The 21,026-nt window shown below is 48.7% G+C and carries 19 protein-coding genes and 2 tRNA genes; 7 read left to right on the forward strand and 14 right to left on the reverse strand.

Annotated elements, in window-relative coordinates; genetic code table 11:
- Positions 1–120 precede the first annotated feature (120 nt).
- Positions 121–2,121, forward strand: a complete 2,001-nt coding sequence (locus H8D24_07205; protein MBC8520177.1) for a cytochrome C — start codon at positions 121–123, stop codon at positions 2,119–2,121.
- Positions 2,122–2,190: 69 nt separating this feature from the next.
- On the opposite strand, the gene H8D24_07210 is transcribed toward H8D24_07205, so the two are convergent.
- From H8D24_07210 to H8D24_07220, 3 genes are all read right to left on the reverse strand, one after another.
- Complete coding sequence (locus H8D24_07210) at positions 2,191–2,622, reverse strand: hypothetical protein (GenBank protein MBC8520178.1); 432 nt, start codon at positions 2,620–2,622, stop codon at positions 2,191–2,193.
- Entirely contained in the window at positions 2,619–3,089 is a 471-nt protein-coding gene (locus H8D24_07215; GenBank protein ID MBC8520179.1) for a hypothetical protein, read from the reverse strand. The genes H8D24_07210 and H8D24_07215 overlap by 4 nt, the downstream gene beginning before the upstream one ends.
- Positions 3,090–3,220: 131 nt before the next feature.
- Entirely contained in the window at positions 3,221–4,546 is a 1,326-nt protein-coding gene (locus H8D24_07220; protein ID MBC8520180.1) for an SLC13/DASS family transporter, read from the reverse strand.
- A gap of 155 nt (positions 4,547–4,701) precedes the next feature.
- Here H8D24_07220 and H8D24_07225 point away from each other — a divergent pair, with 155 nt between their 5' ends.
- Positions 4,702–4,848 (forward strand): hypothetical protein, encoded by a 147-nt coding sequence (locus tag H8D24_07225; GenBank protein ID MBC8520181.1) that lies wholly within the window; start codon positions 4,702–4,704, stop codon positions 4,846–4,848.
- 283 nt (positions 4,849–5,131) lie between these two features.
- Here the strand turns inward: H8D24_07225 and H8D24_07230 are convergent.
- From H8D24_07230 to H8D24_07270, 9 genes are all read right to left on the reverse strand, one after another.
- Positions 5,132–5,208, reverse strand: a tRNA-Met gene (locus tag H8D24_07230).
- A gap of 48 nt (positions 5,209–5,256) precedes the next feature.
- Positions 5,257–6,348 carry a redox-regulated ATPase YchF gene (gene ychF / locus H8D24_07235; GenBank protein MBC8520182.1) on the reverse strand — a complete coding sequence of 364 codons (1,092 nt, stop codon included), beginning with the start codon at positions 6,346–6,348 and terminating at the stop codon, positions 5,257–5,259.
- A gap of 27 nt (positions 6,349–6,375) precedes the next feature.
- Complete coding sequence (pth, locus tag H8D24_07240; protein MBC8520183.1) at positions 6,376–6,960, reverse strand: aminoacyl-tRNA hydrolase; 585 nt, start codon at positions 6,958–6,960, stop codon at positions 6,376–6,378.
- Between the two features lie 17 nt (positions 6,961–6,977).
- A complete protein-coding gene (locus H8D24_07245) occupies positions 6,978–7,655 on the reverse strand; it encodes a 50S ribosomal protein L25/general stress protein Ctc (GenBank protein ID MBC8520184.1) in 678 nt (225 codons plus the stop codon).
- 70 nt (positions 7,656–7,725) lie between these two features.
- Positions 7,726–8,691 (reverse strand): ribose-phosphate diphosphokinase, encoded by a 966-nt coding sequence (locus H8D24_07250; GenBank protein MBC8520185.1) that lies wholly within the window; start codon positions 8,689–8,691, stop codon positions 7,726–7,728.
- A 369-nt stretch (positions 8,692–9,060) separates the two neighbouring features.
- Positions 9,061–9,134, reverse strand: a tRNA-Gln gene (locus H8D24_07255).
- A gap of 8 nt (positions 9,135–9,142) precedes the next feature.
- A complete protein-coding gene (gene ispE / locus H8D24_07260) occupies positions 9,143–9,994 on the reverse strand; it encodes a 4-(cytidine 5'-diphospho)-2-C-methyl-D-erythritol kinase (GenBank protein ID MBC8520186.1) in 852 nt (283 codons plus the stop codon).
- An 8-nt stretch (positions 9,995–10,002) separates the two neighbouring features.
- The gene (gene lolB, locus H8D24_07265) at positions 10,003–10,542 is read right to left on the reverse strand and encodes an outer membrane lipoprotein LolB (GenBank protein ID MBC8520187.1); all 540 of its coding nucleotides are present in this window, start codon (positions 10,540–10,542) and stop codon (positions 10,003–10,005) included.
- A gap of 52 nt (positions 10,543–10,594) precedes the next feature.
- The gene (locus H8D24_07270; protein MBC8520188.1) at positions 10,595–12,304 is read right to left on the reverse strand and encodes a tetratricopeptide repeat protein; all 1,710 of its coding nucleotides are present in this window, start codon (positions 12,302–12,304) and stop codon (positions 10,595–10,597) included.
- 131 nt (positions 12,305–12,435) lie between these two features.
- Between H8D24_07270 and H8D24_07275 the strand changes: the two genes are divergently transcribed.
- From H8D24_07275 to H8D24_07295, 5 genes are all read left to right on the forward strand, one after another.
- Entirely contained in the window at positions 12,436–13,692 is a 1,257-nt protein-coding gene (locus H8D24_07275; GenBank protein MBC8520189.1) for a glutamyl-tRNA reductase, read from the forward strand.
- An 82-nt stretch (positions 13,693–13,774) separates the two neighbouring features.
- A complete protein-coding gene (gene prfA / locus H8D24_07280; GenBank protein ID MBC8520190.1) occupies positions 13,775–14,863 on the forward strand; it encodes a peptide chain release factor 1 in 1,089 nt (362 codons plus the stop codon).
- The gene (gene prmC / locus H8D24_07285) at positions 14,863–15,711 is read left to right on the forward strand and encodes a peptide chain release factor N(5)-glutamine methyltransferase (GenBank protein ID MBC8520191.1); all 849 of its coding nucleotides are present in this window, start codon (positions 14,863–14,865) and stop codon (positions 15,709–15,711) included. The genes prfA and prmC overlap by 1 nt, the downstream gene beginning before the upstream one ends.
- The gene (gene moeB / locus H8D24_07290; protein ID MBC8520192.1) at positions 15,695–16,453 is read left to right on the forward strand and encodes a molybdopterin-synthase adenylyltransferase MoeB; all 759 of its coding nucleotides are present in this window, start codon (positions 15,695–15,697) and stop codon (positions 16,451–16,453) included. Before prmC ends, moeB begins: the two co-directional genes overlap by 17 nt.
- Positions 16,450–16,854: a M67 family metallopeptidase gene (locus H8D24_07295; GenBank protein MBC8520193.1), complete on the forward strand. Its 405-nt coding sequence runs from the start codon at positions 16,450–16,452 to the stop codon at positions 16,852–16,854. Before moeB ends, H8D24_07295 begins: the two co-directional genes overlap by 4 nt.
- Positions 16,855–16,861: 7 nt before the next feature.
- Here H8D24_07295 and parC read toward each other — a convergent pair whose 3' ends face one another.
- Together parC and parE are read right to left on the reverse strand one after the other, a co-directional pair.
- On the reverse strand, positions 16,862–19,114 hold the full coding sequence (gene parC, locus H8D24_07300) for a DNA topoisomerase IV subunit A (GenBank protein ID MBC8520194.1): 2,253 nt from the start codon (positions 19,112–19,114) through the stop codon (positions 16,862–16,864).
- Between the two features lie 12 nt (positions 19,115–19,126).
- Complete coding sequence (parE, locus tag H8D24_07305; protein ID MBC8520195.1) at positions 19,127–21,013, reverse strand: DNA topoisomerase IV subunit B; 1,887 nt, start codon at positions 21,011–21,013, stop codon at positions 19,127–19,129.
- Between the last annotated feature and the right edge of the window lie 13 nt (positions 21,014–21,026).

The raw sequence follows: 21,026 nt of genomic DNA on the forward strand, positions 1-21,026 counted from the left end.
AGCTTAAAGAGATAATTCCCGTCTGCGCGCGGGTAACTAATTCAGGCTTCTTGATGAAAAGTTGACACAGCACCCCTTCAACTTGATAATCACCCACTTAACTATTCCGAGGAGGGGAATGTGTCAAATTTATCAACTCGTATTCAACGTATCTCTCTGGCAATTCTGCTGGGGCTATTCACTATCACCACCCACGCTTCTGTATCAGATGGCTCATCTGCCCAGACATCCAACAAGGCGGAGAGCCAAAAGGTTGCCAAGAAGCTTATTCCCAATAAAAAGTGTAACAAGTGTCACGCTGATGAGGATGAGAAGACGTATATTCTGGGTGAAGATGAGGAGGGACCAGAGGTATTCATCTATGTTGATCCTGATAAATTTGAGGGCAGTGTTCATGGAAAACAGAACTGTGTAGGCTGCCATACCAATATCACCCTGAAAAAAGGTGAGCATGAGGAGGAGCTGCCAATAACAGTGGGCTGTATTCAGTGCCACACCGAGACTATGGAAGAGCAGGAGAATGAGGCTGATCCAAAGTACAAACGACTAAATGTGGTACTGGAGCAGATTGATAGTTACATGCACTCTGTTCACGCCCAACCAAATATTGCCGATCAATCCAGGACAAATGCCACCTGTCACGACTGCCACGATGCCCATAACATTGGTACCCTTGGCAGTGAGGCACGTGCCGACCACCGCCTAAATAATCCAGAGGTGTGCGGCCGATGTCATGAGGAGCAGAAAGATGCTTACATGACCTCCATTCACGGCAAGGAGGTGGTGGAAAACCGGAACAGTGATGCAGCTGTATGCTCCGACTGTCATACCACCCACAACATAGAATCACCTGACAAGGACTCCATGAAGCTGGCAATTACCCAGAACTGCGGTAGCTGTCACGAGGAGTCACTGAACACATATGTCTCCTCCTACCACGGACAGGTCAACCGACTTGGTTACACCAATACTGCAAAATGTTTTGACTGCCATGGCAGCCATGCATTGAAAGAGGTTGATGACCCAACCTCAATGGTTCATCTCGACAACCGCCTGGAGACCTGTAACAAGTGTCATGAGGATGCTCCTGATGGATTCCTGGGCTTCTATGCTCACGGTAATGCGGATGACTACGAGCGTTATCCTGATATCTATATCGTCACCAAATTCATGAACTGGCTCATTATTGGTGTATTCCTCTTCTTCTGGACCCATGTGATTCTCTGGTTCTACCGAGAGTACAGTGACCGCAGAAAGGGCAAGGGGTATAAGCCGCCACCTCAAGCACTGATTGCTGCCAAGGGACAGGTCTACTTCCGTCGCTTCACTCTGCCGTGGCGAATCATCCATCTACTATTTGCTCTTAGTACGATGACTCTGGCACTGACCGGATCCACACTGCTATTCTCACATACAGATTGGGCCCCAGTCGTTATAAGTATGCTGGGAGGGCCAGAGGTTGAGGCTATCATCCACCGTACCGCAGCAGTCACCTGGCTGTCGGTATTTATGGCCCACTTCACTTTTGTTGTCTATAACATCTTCAGTAATCGCAAGTCGTTCCGCTGGTTTGGGCCTACTTCCATGATTCCAAACTGGCAGGATTTGCGTGACGTTACTGCAATGTTCCGCTGGTTCTTCGGCATGGCAGAGAGGCCTAACTTCGATCGCTGGTCCTACTGGCAGAAATTTGATTACTGGGCTCCGTTCTGGGGTGCTGCCATCATCGGGTTTAGCGGCATAATGCTCTTTGCACCAAAACTGACCGCAATCATTCTGCCCGGATATGTCTTCAATATAGCTACCATTATCCATGCTGAAGAGGCGCTACTGGCAACCATCTTCCTGTTCACAGTGCACTTCTTCAACGTCCACTTCCGTCCAGACAAGTTCCCAATGAGTACCACCATCTTTACCGGACTGGTGCCACTTGATGAGTACAAACATGAACACAAGCTGGAGTACGAACGCCTTAAGGCAAGCGGCGAACTGGAAAAACATCTTGTGAAACGTATGCCCAAGGGTATACAGGCAGGTTCCAACCTGCTTGGAGCGATCCTGATATTCTTCGGTCTAACTCTGTTGACCCTGGTAATTATTGGTTATCTCAGCATGCACTAGAGGTAACTGGCAGACAGCAAAAAACCTCTCACCCATCCAGGTGAGAGGTTTTTTCTTTTTGGTTACTGTCTACTGAACCCTGCAGATAAGAGCAGAGACAAACATGGAGTCTGGACGTGAATATGGATCCATCCATCCATAATTCTTGCTATGGGTGGCACGACCAGTCTGCACATTCATGTTGAAGGTATGGACCGGATCCTTGCAGGTCAACACCGGGCTGTTGTTCCTGAATCCGCAGGTATATTTATCAGCAAATCCCAACATTTTCGGCAGCACCAGCTGATCACCCTTCTGCTCAATGATGTACTGCATCATAAAGAAGCTGGCATCCCGATAGGTGTCGGTATCACTATTCCAACGAACCCCGGCACTGGCTACATCAACACAGTGCCACTTCTGGCTCTGCTCTGCATCCTCTGCGACATCTGCAGCAACTGCCATTGTTGATAAAATTACTGCGGAAATTGCAACTGCTTTTGTTATGTGTGCTGTTTTCATCTGTTACTCCCCTCTTTTGGGTTGTCCGTTACTGGTGCCGCAGGTGCTGGGGGCCTCTTTTGCACTCTGGGAGCTCGTGGCCAACCATACTGTGGTGGCGGCATATAACGTGGCGCATATCCTCTGGGGGCATACGGCTGCGTATATGGGTTGGGATAACCCCAGTATGCTGGAGGTGGGGTCTTGCGAAAACCCCAGGACGGGCCTGAATTGCGTGAACCACTCCCCCAAGAGAACCCGGAACCTGTCCCGGTACTACCGGTATCAAATGAGTTATCTGGGGTCTCCCAATTCATTTTGGAGCCTCCCATATCGAGATCACTGCCCTTGTCAAAATCCATACCCTCGTTGAAGCTGTCACCAAAATCAAACCCGAATGGGGACGCGGCTCCTGTATAGAGAATAATTACCCCCGCAAACACGGTGGAGAGTGATTTTTTTACCGCTGATTGAATAGAACTGTTCATTTTCTTGTGCCTCATGATTGTCTGCAACTTGTGTAACCTCTATTAGTTACCACTAACTATCCGCAATAAATCCCCATGAGACAAGTAATTACTTGGATGAATTTGACTGAAATCAAGCCATCAAACAAACATTACCAATAAAAATAAGCTGTTAAAGACAACACAAACACCCCGACCAGGTTGATTACGAAGCCTATTCTGGCCATCTCTCTAATCTTTATTACCCCGCTCGACATGACAATGGCATTGGGAGGAGTTGCGATTGGCAGCATAAAGGCGTAACTGGCAGCAATGGTTGCCACCATTAGCACAATCTGTTCGTTAAGGGCTGTCTGCTGAGAAAATGTATGAAATATAGGCAATACAATCGAAATAAGGGCTGTATTGCTGGTTATCTCTGTTGAGAAACTTACAAAGAGCGCGATCACAAATATAAGCGCCCAGAATGGAAGTGCCTCCATCCCCAACAGATAACCGGTGATCTCATTCACAATACCGGAGTACATAAAGGCGTTAGCGATGGAGAAACCGGCACCAAAGAGGAAGATAATCTCAAGCGGCACCTTTTTGATGTCACTCCATTGAAGAAACCCAATCCCGGGGGCAAACATCAGCACCCCAAAGCCCAACAACAACATCTTTTCATTCAACCCCAGACCACTATGAAACGGCTCAATTGGTGAGTTTATAATCAGCAACACAATGAGAGCATAAAGAGTTGATGCCAGGCGACGCTGACTTTTATTGAGCGGGGCAATCTCATCATCTCTACGGCTCTCTACATGCTCACCCTCCAGACCAATTGACAACAGTGCAGGAACAATCAACAGCATCATAAAGACCACAGGAGATGTATACGTCATCCACTCCATAAAGGTTGGAGCTGCCATCCCTATATCCTCAAGATACCCCATCAGAATCAGGTTTGGAGGAGTACCAATTGGGGTCAACACCCCGCCAATGCTTGCCCCATATGCAGTTGCTATAAGAAACCTGATCTTGAGCCTGATGTTCTCGGTCAGATATAGCGCAATTGGCAACAGCATCAGAGTAATTGTTGTATTGGATAGAAATGAGCTTAATAGCGCTGCCGTTATTGCCAGTGAATAGATCATCCCCCGTGCACTATTGGGGAATATCCTCAGCATACGATGGGCAATAACCTTGTGTAGACCACTCTCCTTGATTGCAATCGCAATCATGAAACCACCCAGAAAGAGAAATATTACCGGTTTTGCATAATTGGCAGTTACTGCCTTGAATTCAAGTATTTCAAACAGCGGGAAGAGCAGCAGAGGGAGAAGTGACACCACCCCAAGCGGCAGCCCCTCATTGGTCCAGAGGATAACCAGAAAAGAGACTACTCCGATCAACAGCGCATGCTGCGGAAGAAAAAATGCCGTTGCCACCCAGCCAACCGCGAGACTACCCGCCAGGGCCGTAATAATCTTAATCATTCAATAACCGAGCCTTCACAACAACCAACCATACCAGAGAATCCATTTAATCAGACTGAAACAATTTGAAATAATTGGAAATAAGGCGGAAATCGTGGTGGTCTACAATCTAACCAGTATAAAGTTATTAAACTACTTAATAAACGGAGTTTATCATGCATAATATAGTAAAAAACAGATTCCATACCATAATGGACCCGATCGGCGAAAAGGTCGTCTATGCCGTTGCAGTTCTCATGTTTACCATGTTTGCCGTACTTGCCATACAGCCAGTGATGATTCTTGGCATGCTACTGTGGTGATCACAGAGCGGTCAGGTAGCCACGGGTAGACTTGATCGGCTACGCTGAGGCGGCTCTGCCGCCCACTACCGTAATCGGCTCTAGCCGATTTGGTCGGTAGTTTTAGACAACAAAATCAATGCAACCAACCATGATTCTGTGGATTGTATGGTAGCCATGGGTAGACTTGATCAGCTATGCTGAGGCGGCTCTGCCGCCCACTACCGTAATCGGCTCTAGCCGATTTGGTCGGTAGTTTTAGACAACAAAATCAATGCAACCAACCATGATTCTGTGGATTGTATGGTAGCCATGGGTAGACTTGAACTACCGACCTCAGCATTATGAGTGCTGCGCTCTAACCAGCTGAGCTACATGGCCATAAAAGAGGGCGCATTATATAGAAACGCCGCCTCTTCGACAACAGTTTCAGACATTGAAACGGAAGTGGATCACATCCCCATCCTGCACAATGTACTCTTTCCCCTCCAGGCGAAGACGACCGGCCTCCTTGGCACCCTGCTCTCCGTTATGAGTGATGAAGTCATCGTATGCTGTAACTTCTGCACGAATAAATCCACGCTCAAAATCGGTATGTATCTTCCCTGCCGCCTGTGGTGCAGTGGAGTTTTTCTCGTAGGTCCAGGCTCGCACCTCTTTTACCCCGGCAGTGAAGTATGTCTCCAGACCCAGCAGTTGGTATCCGGCACGAATAACACGATTCAGTCCTGGCTCATCCAGCCCCATCTCCTGCAGGAATTCGGCCCTCTCTTCATCATCAAGCTCTGATAACTCAGCCTCAATTGAGGCACATACAGGAACTATCTCAGCACCTTCACTCTCTGCAATTTCACGCACCTTATCAAGGTATGGATTGTTCTCAAATCCATCTTCTGCAACATTGGCGATATACATAGTTGGTTTGATAGTTAACAGATGAAGTTCATGGAGGCCATCCAGATCATCTTCATTCAACTGCATGGAGCGTACCGGATCTCCACCGTCCAGATGGTCTCTAACGCTATCCAGAAACTCTTTTCTTGCGAGCGCATCCTTGTTTCCTGAACGGGCAGTTTTTTCAACCCGGGCAATTGCCTTTTCAACAGTCTCAAGATCTGCCAGCGCCAACTCTGTATTGATTATCTCAATATCATTTGCTGGATCAATCGTTCCTGATACGTGGATGACATTTTCATCCTGAAAGCAACGCACAACATGGCCAATAGCATCTGTCTCACGAATATTTGCAAGAAATTTATTACCCAGACCCTCTCCTTTTGATGCTCCAGCCACCAGACCAGCAATATCTACAAACTCCATGGTGGTGGGGATTACCTTCTCCGGATTTACGATACTCTCGAGCGCATCAAGTCGTGCATCAGGCATTGGAACCATTCCCACATTTGGATCTATGGTACAGAATGGATAGTTTTCGGCATCAATACCGGATTGGGTCAGCGCATTAAAGAGGGTCGATTTGCCCACATTTGGCAGACCGACTATTCCACATTTGAATCCCATAATTTTATACCTGTTGACTCTTGTCTGTTATACCTTGCCACGACCATGCAGCCTGTTCATGGCCTTTGCCATTTCACCACCGACAATTTTATCCAGCATCAGTTCTGTATCGTCCAGGGCATCATCAATCATCTGTCGTGACAACTTACCTGGATTGCCCAATACATAATCCGTTACTGGACCGGGGTGGTCAGGTCTCCCTATTCCAACTCTAAGGCGGATAAACTCTTTCCCCATATGGGCAATAATATCCCGCAGACCATTATGGCCGGCATGGCCACCGCCTTGCTTTATGCGCAACTGCCCCGGAGGTAGATCGAGCTCATCATGTGCAACCAGCACTGACTCTACCGGAATTTTATAGTACCCAGCCAGAGCAGAGACTGCTTGCCCGCTCCGATTCATGAAAGTTGTCGGCTTTAATAACCATATCTGCTTACCATCAATGGCAATCCTGGCAACCTCGCCATGAAGTTTGGTATCCATCCCAAACTTGACGCCATGTCTCTCTGCAATCAGATCCAGAAACCAAAACCCGGCATTATGCCGGGTTGGTTCATACTTTGATCCGGGATTACCGAGGCCAACAATTAGAGAGATATTCTCACTCATGGCCAGCTCTTAGAGAGTTACTCCTCTCCAGAATCCTCAGAATCTGCTTCGTCAGCACCTTCAGCATCTTCACCTTCGGCGCCTGCCTCAGCAACAACTTCATCATCTTCCTTAACTGCACGAACCTTTTGAACAGTTGCAATTGCCTGGTCATGGTCATCGCCACGAGCAAGTGCGGTAATGGTTACACCCTCTGGCAGAACAAGTTGTGAAAGCTGAACAGAATCACCAACCTCAAGGCCGGTTAGATCAACCTCAATAAACTCAGGCAGGTTAGAAGCAAGACAGCTGATCTCTACATCGGTCATCAGTCGGCTAAGTATTCCACCATCCTTGATTCCTGGTGCAGCTTCCTCATTTATAAAGTGGAGAGGAACATTCATTTTCATCTCACTCTTGCTACTGACTCGCATAAAGTCAGCATGAAGAATCTTTGCCTTGGCTGGATGACGCTGGAGATCCTTAAGTACTACGTCCTCTTTATTGCCATCAACCTCTATAGAGAGAATATGGCTATAGAAGGCCTCATTTTCCAGGTTATGCATCAGATCATCGTGAACCATCATAATTGATGCAGGCTCTTTGTTATCCCCGTAAATTACTGCGGGAACCTGGCCAGAATGGCGCAGACGACGTGTTGCCGCTTTACCAAGATCACCACGCGGTGCTGCACTCATTTCAAAACTACTACTCATCTTTCTATCTCCAAAACGGCGGCTTGTTCAATATTGGCCACCAATAATACAAAACAACAAATTTACCTATCTAATCCATATAGAGCGAACTAACAGATTCTCCTGTATGCATTCTGCGGATTGTCTCTGCCAACAACTCTGCTACCGAGATCTGGCGAATCCTTGAGCATTCAGACGCTCCGTTACTCAGCGGAATGGTATCTGTTACTACCAGCTCATCCAGTTCGGAGTTGGTGATATTCTCAACCGCAGGACCGGAAAGTACTGCATGGGTAGAGTATGCATTTACCCTTGCCGCACCATGCTCTTTAAGGGCCTTGGCCGCCTTGCAGAGGGTTCCTGCTGTATCAACCATATCATCAACCAAAACACATGATTTTCCTTCAACATCACCGATGATATTCATCACCTTGGCGACATTTGCAGCAGGACGACGTTTATCAATAATTGCAAGATCAAGGCCGCCCAACAGCTTGGCAATTGCACGCGCACGCACAACACCGCCAACATCCGGAGAGACCACAATCAAATTGGGGTACTCATGCCTCCAGATATCTCCCATCAACAGGGGAGATGCATAAATGTTATCTACCGGAATTCCAAAAAACCCCTGGATCTGATCTGCATGCAGATCAATTGTTAAAACGTGGTTCACTCCAGAACGGCTGATCATATCTGCAACCAGGCGCGCTGTAATAGGTACCCGTGCTGAACGCGGACGACGATCCTGGCGTGCATACCCAAAATATGGAATCACAGCTGTAACTCTCTTTGCCGAGGAACGACGCAATGCATCGACCATCACCAACAGCTCCATCAGGTTGTCATTGGTTGGAGCACATGTTGACTGAAGCACATAAACCTCACGTCCACGAACATTTTCCCGGATCTCGGCCATCACCTCACCATCGCTGAAACGTTCGACTGTTGCCTGCCCCAGCTTTAGGCTCAAATTACGTGCGACAGCGCTGGCCAACTCCGGATTGGAGTTACCAGAAAAGAGCATTATCTGATCTTCTGTCGGTGCTGCGCTCATCGTCTCTTAACCTATCCTAAAATCTTTATTACATCACTTAATTCTAATTCAATCTGGTTCGGGTGCATGGATTACCGCTCCACTTCGTTGCGCGTTCCGAAACATCCTAACCTCATTCAACCTCATACTGTCTTTTATTTACCAGCATGTCTTTATGCTTGGTTCGGGTGCATGGATTACCGCTCCACTTCGTTGCGCGTTCCGAAACATCCTAACCTCATTCAACCTCATACTGTCTTTTATTTACCAGCATGTCTTTATGCTTGGTTCGGGTGCATGGATTACCGCTCCACTTCGTTGCGCGTTCCGAAACATCCTAACCTCATTCAACCTCATACTGTCTTTTATTTACCAGCATGTCTTTATGCTTGGTTCGGGTGCATGGATTCGAACCACGATTCGCAGGATCAAAACCTGCTGTCCTGCCGTTAGACGACACCCGAATATCTTTTTACCCCGTGACCAAAGGTGATCTATTCATTCCTCTAACCACAAAACCACTCCATTTTTCAGGCAGCTGTCCTCTAATTCGTTCGGCCTCTGCATGATCACTTAATGCAACGAACAGACAACCACCTGTTCCGGTCATTCTTGCATCACCAAATTGAGAGAGCCATTTCAGAGCCTCTGCAATCTCTGGATAGCGTGCAATAACAACGGGCTCGCAATCATTCCTTCCACTATTGGCCAAAGAGCCACGCAGAAAGCCGGCTATTTTCGCTTTTGGAGTGTTTCGTGTCAATTCTTTCGCTTGAAAAATATCTGCGGTAGAGACCGAAACTCCAGGGTCAAGCAGAAGATAAGTGTATTCAGGTGGCTCAACAGTTACCAACTCTTCTCCAACCCCTTCTGCCCACGCAGATTTTCCGTAGATAAAGATCGGCACATCAGCCCCCAGTTGCAATCCTATTGCAGAGAGCTCAGCTTGAGACAGACCGGTCGACCACAGCTTGTTGAGAGCAACCAGGATGGTTGCCGCATCCGAGCTTCCGCCCCCTAGCCCACCACCGGCCGGGATCTGCTTATCCACATTAATTATTGCGCCAAATGATGTATCCGTCTGTTTTTGCAGGGCTTTTGCAGCCTGTACGACCAGATCATCCTCTGCACTCACCCCTTCAAGTCCTGTTGGACGCTCAATTTCTCCGCTATCTGTAACCTCAATCGAGATCTGATCCTGCAGATCAACAAACTGGAATACGGTCTGAAGCTCATGATAACCATCGCTACGACGTCCTGTTACATGAAGAAAAAGGTTGAGTTTTGCTGGTGCCGGCCAGACAGTTTGTTGCTGGGTCTCCACTTTTGATACTACCCTATCTTCCAGTTGGTTAACCGTAATTTGACCCGCACATCACCTCTCTCCATCGCCACCAATGCAGGAAGTTCCAACTCTCCAACATATTGATATCTGATAATCTCAACACTCCAGCCTGACTGCGCCATAAGTTGGAGTCGATTTTTCTTATCCAGCACCATGGGAAGCGCACTGAATTGTGGGTCAGGCAATCCTCTTACCCAGTAACTAGCCTCCTTCACAGGAAATCTCCATCCACTAATCTCAAACAATAACCGCTCTGGATCTTCTCCCCTGTAGATCTCGCCATCTCCCGTTGTAAGCTCAACACCAGACAGGCCACTTTTTAGGCTAAATGACCCAGCTCCCAAAATTCCGGTGAGATCAAAACGTTGAGATTGGGCCGTATGTTGCCACGAAAAACCACTCTGCCCCCCGTCCAGCCCAGAACGAAATGCCACACGTCCATCCACACTCCACTCCTGCAGTGTAGCAAGTTGTTGCTGCCTAACCTCCCAGGCTACCACCTCAACTGGCTGGATTCGTTCCGGCACAGCCGAACAGCCCGCAAGCAGAACCAACAGCAGATAAAAAATGGGGGAAAAATTATTGCGAGAAACGTTCCAGGATCTCGACCAATATTGGATTGTTCTCATCTAGCTCCTTTGCAAGCGCCCAGACCTTGCTGGCCCCATCCTGATCTCCACTGACCCATCTAACCTCACCCAGATGTGCTGCCACTTCTGCATCCTGCTTGGCATCCAGTGCACGAGTCAGATAGTCCAGCGCCTCTCCAATTTGCCCCATCTTGTAGAGCACCCAACCCATACTATCGAGCACATAGAAGTCATTGGGGCGCAGTGCAATTGCCTTTTCCAGATATCCTCTTGCCTCTTCATAACGGGTTGTACGTAGTGTCAGGGTGTATCCAAGCGCATTCCATGCATGGTAATTGCCTGAATTCTTGTCCAGGATTGCACGTAAGTCGCGCTCCAGAATATCCAGCCTGCCAGCCAGATCACCTGCCATTGCTCTGGTATAGAGAATATCCTCATTCCCTGGACTCAGCTCCAGTGCCTGACTATAGGTTTCAATCGCATCAATATAACGACCAGACTCTTCCAGCAACCCCCCCTCTAGCAATAGAACCTGGATACGTCTGCGATTGTCATGGAGTGATAGGCCACGAAGAACAGAGATACCTGCATCAATATCTGCCTCGGCAATCAGGGTCGCCATTCGTATCCGTGCATTAAAGTAGATTAATCCATGAGTTACCGATGCATAGTGGGTAATTGCCTCTTTCCGATTTCCCAACCCCTCTTCAAGCTCTCCAAAGTAGTAGTTGGCCTTGTCTTCCTGCCCGTCAATCTCCAGTAGGCGCGTCAGGAATGGCCTTGCATGTTTATAATTTTTATTGCTGAGGTGAACCAAAACAATCGAACTCAGAATTTCTGCTGAACGAGGATGAATATCCAGCGCACTCTTAAACTGAATCAGCGCCTCATAATCCCTCCCCTGAGAGAGCAAGGCCTGGCCATAGCGAATAAAAATATCTGCATCACCAGTAAACTCCTCGACCTGCTCCTCAAGAAAACTCAAAACCTCTTTGGTCTCACCAAGCGACTCCATGATAGATACACGGAGCACCACCGCCTTGCCCCATCCAGGACGCAGACTCAGTGCACGATCAACCGACTCCATCGCCTTCTCAGGTTTTTTTGTCTTGGTGTAATACCATGCCTGAACATACCACGCCTCCGGCACCTCAATAGATCGTCGCACCACCTTCCGCAACACCTGGCTTGCTACCACCTTGTTAGGCTCTTTTCTCAGCTGCTCTGCTATCAACATAAATGCACCGAGCACTCCACCATCCGCATCCGCCTCTTTCAGGGCGATAATTTTCTCAAAATGTTTTACCGCTAAATCAGGTTGATGATTTCGCAGCAACAGAGCGCCAAGTATTCTCCTCGCCTCAACACTCTCGGGAGCGCGCTCAACCCAGGTTTCAGTAGAACTTATGGTTCGTTCAACATTCTGGCTATGAATGGAGAGACGGGCACCGCGCTCTGCAATTGCCGGATTATCAGTCTGTCTGGTTGCGCGCTGGTAGTATTCATAGGTGGAGTCATGGTCTCCACGCCGTGCCGAGATCTCGGCAACCAACACATTAAACATAATGCTGTCACCGGCTTCATGTGCCGCTGGGACAACAGCTATATCTTGGGGGTCTGCCAGGGTGCTCTTCATGCTTGCACAACCAGTCAAGAGTGCCAAAAGAGTCAGGGCAAGAAGCTGCGGAATTGTTTTCACTCTAATACCATCCATTATTGACATATCAGAGTACCATGAAGAATCAGGCAAATGCATCTATTCATTCTTGTGTTTTCTATGGGAATCCATCAAAATTCGTCCCAATTGAGGAGAGATAGAATAAATACCCCATGACACTGGTCGCATTTGGCATAAACCACAAGACAGCTCCTGTAGATATCAGGGAGAAGGTCTCCTTTGCTCCGGAGAAAATTCCGTACGCACTAAAGGATCTGACATCAAACTCTGACTTTAATGAGGCAGCAATTCTCTCTACCTGTAATCGCACAGAAATTTACTGTGGCATGAAAGAATACAATGAGAACAGGGTTGTTGAATGGCTTAGTGATTTTCACCGCCTGGAGAGTGGCAAGGTAAGGCCTTATACCTACCTGCATCCTGACCATGATGCGGTACGCCATATGCTACGTGTTGCCAGCGGATTGGACTCTCTGGTTTTGGGAGAGCCCCAGATTCTTGGGCAGATGAAGACAGCATTCACTGCCGCCAATGAGGCTGGGACAACCGGGAAAATCCTTAATCGTCTATTTCAGCACACTTTTAAATCTGCCAAACAGGTACGTACCGATACTGCAATTGGCAGTAGTCCGGTATCAGTTGCCTTTGCTGCCGTCTCTCTGGGCAAACAGATCTTTGGTGATCTGAGCGGAAAATCTGTTATGTTGATTGGTGCTGGTGAGACTATTGAACTTGCAGCCCGTCACCTTCATGAGCAGGGTATTGGGAAGATGATTGTTGCCAACAGAACTGTCGAGAAGGCGCACAAACTGACAGAGGAGTTTGGTGGTTACGCTATCTCATTAACAGAAATCCCGGATCATCTGAGCGAGGCCGATATTGTAATCTCCTCCACTGCCAGTCCACTTCCAATTCTTGGAAAAGGTGCTGTTGAGAGTGCGCTCAAGGATCGCCGCCACCAGCCCATGTTCATGGTTGATATTGCTGTGCCTCGTGACATTGAGCCAGAGGTGGATAATCTTGAGGATGTCTATCTCTACACGGTTGATGATCTGCAGGAGGTAATCCAGGAAAACATGAAGTCACGTCAGGATGCTGCCAAGCAGGCTGAGGAGATTATTGACACTCAGGTTGTTCACTTTATGGACTGGGTAGATGCACAAGGATCGGTCTCAACCATTCGTGCCTTTCGCGCACAAGCCGACCGTACTCGTGAAGAGATGCTGATTAAATCAAGCAAGATGCTCGCCGCCGGTGAAGACCCTCAACACATCCTTGATGTTCTGGCACACCAGCTTACCAATAAGCTAATTCACTCTCCCTGTAGCCAGCTTAGGTCTGCTGGAAATGATGAACGAAATAACCTGATAGGTGCCACTCGCACACTGTTTAATCTGGATAATCATTAGCTGTACTCTCTTGCCATAGCTCTCTGATATCGAGGCTGAGCTACTTCATTGCTGTCCCTCCCCTATAAACAGAAACATACATATGAAAGATTCCATTCTTCTAAAACTGGACAATCTCAGCGCTCGACTGGAGGAGCTCAATGCACTGCTTTCCGATCCGGAAACAATACGTGACAACAACAGGTTTCGTACACTCTCCCAGGAACATGCCCAAGTCACCCCTGTTGTCTCATTCTATGAGCAATACCAAGAAGTTATGAATGATATCGAGGCCGCCAGGGAGATGCGAAATGAGAGTGATCCGGAGATGCGGGAGATGGCTGCGGAGGAGCTGTCCATAGCAACAGAACGCAAGGATGAGCTGGAGCTGGAACTACAGAAACTTCTGCTGCCAAAAGACCCAAAGGATGAGAGCAATATATTTCTTGAGGTACGTGCAGGCACAGGTGGGGATGAAGCTGCAATATTTGCTGGAGATCTGTTCCGCATGTATGCCCGCTACGTAGAACAGCGCCGTTGGCAGCTGGAGATTATGAGCCAGAATGAGGGGGAACATGGTGGCTACAAAGAGATTATTGCCCGCATTGTCGGCAAGGGCGCCTACTCCAGACTAAAGTTTGAGTCTGGTGCACATCGTGTTCAGCGAGTGCCAGAGACTGAGTCACAGGGACGTGTACACACCTCTGCTGCAACTGTAGCGATACTGCCTGAGGTTGAAGAGGTTGATCACATCGACATCAACCCCAGCGATCTGAAGGTAGATACTTTTCGTGCCTCTGGTGCAGGTGGGCAGCATGTCAACAAAACTGATTCTGCCATTCGCCTTACCCACCTTCCCACTGGAGTTGTAGTGGAGTGTCAGGATGAACGTTCACAACACAAAAACCGAGCGCGTGCCATGACTCTACTCTCGGCAAAACTGCTCACTGCAGAGCGCGACAAGCAGAGTGCCGAGGTAGCGGAGAATAGAAGAAATCTGGTCGGCAGCGGTGATCGCTCAGAGCGAATTCGTACCTACAACTTTCCACAGGGGAGAGTCACTGATCACCGCATAAATCTGACCCTATATAAACTTGATGAGATCATGATGGGAAGTCTCGATCACATTATTGAACCACTTATCAATGAGCATCAGGCAGATCAGCTGGCCGCACTTGCCAACGAGGCCTGATGACCACCATCGAGCAATCTCTACAACATGCAACCGAGCAGCTAACCAAATCCGGATCTGATACTGCTCACCTAGACAGTGAGCTACTGCTTGGCAATGTTATAGGCAGAAGTCGTACCTGGCTCCATACCTGGCCAGAGTCTACTATTGACAACGATAACCTCCATCTTTTCTCTAATCTGATCCAGCGCCGAGCAGATGGAGAACCTGTTGCTCATCTGATTGGGAAACAGGAGTTCTGGTCTCTCTCTCTGAAAATTACTGCCGATACCCTGGTGCCGAGACCGGAGACAGAAGTCATGGTTGAGCAGGTGCTTGGGCTTGTGCCAGAAGAGGCCGAGTGGAAGATCGCCGACCTTGGAACAGGAAGCGGAGCTATCGCTATTGCTGTTGCCAACGAACGTGCAGGATGCACCATTACTGCCACGGACCAATCAGCCGCTACTCTTGCTGTTGCAAGAGAGAATGGCCACAGTCATCATCTGAAAAATATCAAATTTCTGCAAGGGTCGTGGTTTGAGCCACTTGATAGCATAGATCAGCGCTACGACCTGATTCTCTCCAACCCTCCCTATATTGCCAGCAGTGACCCCCATCTTGAGCAGGGTGATCTACGTTATGAACCAGACTCGGCACTAATATCTGGTGACAGCGGAATGGATGATCTCAACCATCTGGTTAACAATGCAAGAGGCTATCTCTTGCCTGATGGAATTCTTATGGTGGAACATGGATACGATCAGGGAAAAAAGGTACGCTCTCTGTTTCAACACAACAATTTTTCAGGAGTCACAACCCTGCATGATCTTGCTGGGCTAGAACGAATCACTTATGGCATTAGAGTCTGATAACGAATTGCTGCGATATAGCCGCCAAATCATGCTGCCACAGGTTGGAGCAGATGGGCAGGAGCGGTTACTCAAGGCAAACATCCTTATTGTTGGCATGGGTGGATTGGGTGCCCCTGCAGCTATCTATCTGGCTGCTGCTGGAGCCGGACACCTGACTCTGGTTGATTTTGATGATGTGGATCTATCCAATCTACAACGACAGATTATCCATACCACTGCAGATATCGGTCGCCCCAAGGTAGAGTCTGCAAAAGAGGCCCTGCTCAACCTTAACCCTGACACCGGCATTACCACAATTAATAAACGTCTATCTGTCGAGGAGATGGAGAGCGAGATTGCCAAGGTTGATCTGGTACTGGACTGTAGCGATAACTTCACCACCAGGTTTGCTGTTAACGATGCTTGTATCAAACATGGCACCCCCCTGGTCTCAGGTGCAGCGATACGGATGGAGGGGCAGATTTCAGTATTCAGGCCTGATCAGGAAAACAGCCCCTGTTACCGCTGTTTATACAAGGGGGGAGATGAGCTTGATGAAACCTGTACTCAGACTGGTGTGCTTGCACCTCTGGTTGGAATAATAGGGAGTATGCAGGCACTGGAGGCGATGAAGATCATCATGAATATAGGGGAGACCCTAAGTGGCAAGCTGATGTTGCTTGATGCTCTTACCATGGAGTGGCGCACTCTTAAGTTACCAAAGGATCCGGAGTGTCCGGCCTGTGGAGACCACGGATGAGCGCACAAATCCCCAGACCACTGGCGGTACAGCTACTTGCAGAGGCGCAGAATAGTCCTGAACAGGAGGTCTGCGGACTAATTGGTGGGGTTGCTGTTATCGCCTCGAAAATCTACCCAATCACTAATGTTTCACCAGATCCGGAATCCCGGTTTGAGATGGACCCCATAGGACAGATTACAGCCATGAGAGATATCAGAGAGAGAGGGACATCACTCTGGGCAATCTATCACTCGCACCCCCACTCCCCGGCAAAACCATCTCGCAAGGATCTGATGGATGCTGCCTACCCTGACTCCCTCTACCTTGTTATCTCACTGAATACAGAAGGTGTACTGGAGATGCGTGGCTACAGAATGGAAAGTGGTGACTTCAGTGAGGTTTCTCTGGAGATAGTCTAGGAGAGCTCTACTTAATTCCCGTCAACAGACCTTCTACTCTCTGGAATCCGCGCGGCAATTTACTGCCTCTGCGCCCACGCTCCCCATAATAATTTTCCAAATCAGATGGCTTCAATTTCAGTGTACGCTTTCCGGAGACAACGGTAAGGCCGTCTCCATCGCCCAAAACAGCAACACCTGCCACAAACTCCTCTCTGCTATCGACCCGTTTGGATGGGATGCCAATCATCTTGTTGCCCTTACCCTTGGCCAACTCTGGAAGCTCATGGAATGGAAACAGCAATAACCGCCCCTCATTACTGGCAACTGCCAACCACTGGGCATTCTCAATAACCGAAATTACCTTCATTGCCTCTGCACCCTTGGGCAGGCGGAGAAATGCCTTGCCCGCCTTTTTGTTGGATGAGAGATCGCCAATAGTTGCAATAAATCCGTAGCCGGCATCAGATGAAACCAATATCTTCTGCTCCAGTGCACCGCCAATAACATCAACAAAACCCTCTCCAGATGGTGTTGATAGGCGTCCGGTTAGAGGCTCACCCTGTCCTCTGGCAGATGGCAGAGTACTAGCCTGAACCGTATAACTTCTGCCCGAGGAGCCCAGGAAATAGATTGGTTGATTGCTACGTCCATTACTGGAAGCCAGATATCCATCCCCGCTCTTGTAGTTGAGAGCAGTTGCATCCACATCATGTCCCTTTGCCGCTCGCACCCAACCCTTCTCTGACAGCACCACTGTTACCGGTTCTGACGGCACAAGGGTAGACGGATCTATTGCCTGAGCACTGTCGCGTACTACGATTGGTGAACGACGGTCATCCCCATACTTCTCGGCATCTGCTGTAATCTCATTGCGAATCATGGTGCGCAGACGACGAGTGGACCCCAAAACCTTCTCCAGACTATCTCTCTCCTCCTCAAGCTCCTCCTGCTCACCCCTTATCTTTATCTCCTCCAGCTTTGCCAGATGTCGCAGTTTCAGATCAAGAATGGCATCAGCCTGAATCTCACTCAGGTTAAAACGCTTCATCAATACCGGACGCGGCTTGTCCTCGCTACGGATGATTGCAATCACCTCATCAATATTTAGATAGGCAACCAAAAGACCATCGAGAATATGGAGTCGTTGCAACACTTTCTCCAGACGATGTTCGAGACGTCTGCGTACAGTCTGCTCACGAAACTCCAACCACTCTTTCAGTAATTTATGAATCCCCTTGACCCCGGGGCGTCCATCGATCCCGATCATGTTGAGATTAACCCTGTAGGTACGCTCAAGATCAGTAGTTGCAAATAGATGCGACATCAGCTGTTCAACATCAACTCGGTTGGAACGTGGCACCACTACGAGCCTGGTTGGATTTTCATGATCTGACTCATCACGTAGATCATCAACCATTGGAAGCTTCTTTGAACGCATCTGGGTAGCCACCTGCTCCAGAATTTTGTTACCAGAGACCTGATGCGGCAGTGCTGTGATAACCAGATCACTGCCCTCCTTCTCCCAAACAGCACGCATCCTGATAGAGCCGTGACCGGTACGATATATCTCCTGTATATCTTCCCTGGGCGTAATAATCTCCGCATCAGTTGGATAGTCGGGCCCCTTAACATGCTCCAATAGATCATCTACTGTCGCCTTGCGATTCTCCAACAGACGGATACAGGCCGATGCTACCTCACGCAGATTGTGTGGAGGAATATCTGTAGCCATCCCTACTGCAATACCAGAACCACCATTAAGTAAAATATTTGGCAGACGTGCCGGCAGTAGTATTGGCTCTTTGAGAGTGCCATCAAAATTTGGTTGCCACTCTACAGTGCCCATCCCCAGTTCACTCAACAGAATCTCTGAATAACGGGTCAGACGTGATTCCGTGTAACGCATGGCTGCGAATGATTTGGGGTCATCCTGAGAGCCCCAGTTGCCCTGTCCATCAATTAATGGATGACGATAGGAGAAATTCTGTGCCATCAACACCATCGCCTCATAGGCCGCAGAGTCACCATGGGGGTGGAATTTACCCAATACATCACCCACTGTTCTGGCTGACTTCTTGAACTTGGCTGTTGCAGAGAGCCCCAGCTCTGACATCGCATATACAATACGACGCTGCACCGGCTTTAGACCATCACCAACATGAGGAAGTGCTCGATCCAGGATTACATACATTGAGTAATCCAGATAGGCCTTCTCGGTAAATTCACTTAGCGGAAGATGCTCCACTCCCTCCATATCCATCTCTATTGACTCGCTCATCTTTCCAGATCCTTAAACCTCAGCAAGGTCTCCCCGTTTCTCCAGCCAGCTCTTGCGGTCAGAGGCGCGTTTCTTTGCCAGCAACATATCCATCATGCTATTGCTATCATCACCAGGCTCAATAGTCAGTTGCACCAATCTTCTGGTCTCTGTCGCCATTGTGGTCTCCCTCAACTGCAGCGGATTCATCTCTCCCAGCCCCTTGAAGCGCTGAACATTCACTTTACCACGTCTTTTTTCAGCGGCAATACGGTCCATAACACCCTCTTTCTCTGCATCATCCAGCGCATAATAGACCTCTTTTCCTACATCAATACGGTAGAGTGGAGGCATCGCCACATAGACATGTCCATCTGCCACCAGCTTTGGAAAGTGACGCAAGAAAAGAGCACACAGCAGGGTTGCGATATGGAGACCATCAGAATCCGCATCTGCCAGGATACATATCTTGCCGTAACGCAGTCCGGTCAAATCACTACTGCCTGGATCCATGCCGAGTGCGACAGAGATATCATGCACCTCTTGTGAGGCCAGCACATCACCAGGCTCTATCTCCCAGGTATTAAGGATTTTTCCACGTAGCGGCATAATCGCCTGAAATTCTCGATCCCGCGCCTGTTTTGCAGATCCTCCCGCCGAATCACCCTCAACCAGAAACAGTTCGCCGCGCAGTGGATCATCTGTAGAACAGTCTGCCAATTTTCCCGGGAGTGCTGGTCCACTGGTTACCTTTTTACGGGCCACCTTCTTGCGAGTGCGCATTCGGTTTTGTGCACTATTGATTGCCAGTTCTGCTATCTGCTCTCCTACAGCCGGATGCTGATTAAGCCAGAGACTGAATGAGTCCTTGATTACACCAGAGACGAATGTCGCCACCTCACGTGAAGAGAGACGCTCTTTTATCTGTCCAGAAAACTGTGGGTCCTCCATCTTGACAGATAGAATATAGCTGACCTTTTCCCACACATCCTCTGGAGCCAGTTTTACTCCGCGAGGAAGCATATTACGGAATTCGCAGAACTCTCTCACCGCCTCAGTCAACCCTGCACGCAACCCGTTAACATGGGTTCCACCTTGTGGCGTTGGCACCAGGTTTACGTAGCTCTCATTAACAGATTCGCCCACTTCAGAGAGCCAGAGCACAGCCCAATCCACCCCCTCACGTTCGCTACTGCTTGATCCCATAAAGGGCTCATCTTCAGGCAGTGTCGGCACATCTCCTACCTGTCCCAGCAGGTATTCTCTAAGACCGTCTCTGTATTCCCACTCCTCCTTCTCACCAGACGCCTCATCCAGCAAGGAGATTTTCAGTCCTGGCTGGAGTACAGCCTTGGCACGCATCAAATGACGCAATTTAGGCAGGGAAATTTTTGATGAATCAAAAAACTGGGGGTCTGGCCAAAAACGCAGTGTGGTACCAGTGTTGCGTTTTCCGACTGTTCCTACCTCTTCAAGATCGCTCTTTTTCTCTCCATTGGCGAAGGCCATATTCATCTCACGCCCTTCACGACGCACCCAGATCTCCAGATTTTTTGAGAGAGCATTAACCACAGAGACACCAACACCATGCAACCCACCAGAAAACTGGTAATTTTTTCCCGAGAATTTGCCGCCAGCATGGAGTCTTGTCAGAATGACCTCAACCCCAGGTACACCCTCTTCCGGATGAATATCTGTTGGCATACCACGGCCGTTATCCTCAACCGTGGATGAACCGTCTTTATGGATAGTGACCTTGATATAGTCTGCATGGCCAGCTATCGCCTCATCCACACTGTTATCCAGGACCTCCTGCACCAGATGGTTCGGGCGGGTTGTGTCGGTATACATTCCTGGACGTTTTCGAACCGGGTCCAGACCGGAAAGAACCTCGATGGCCGAGGCATCATAATTGGACATAACTGCTCAGTTG

The organism is Candidatus Thiopontia autotrophica (assembly GCA_014384675.1).
Lineage (GTDB): Bacteria > Pseudomonadota > Gammaproteobacteria.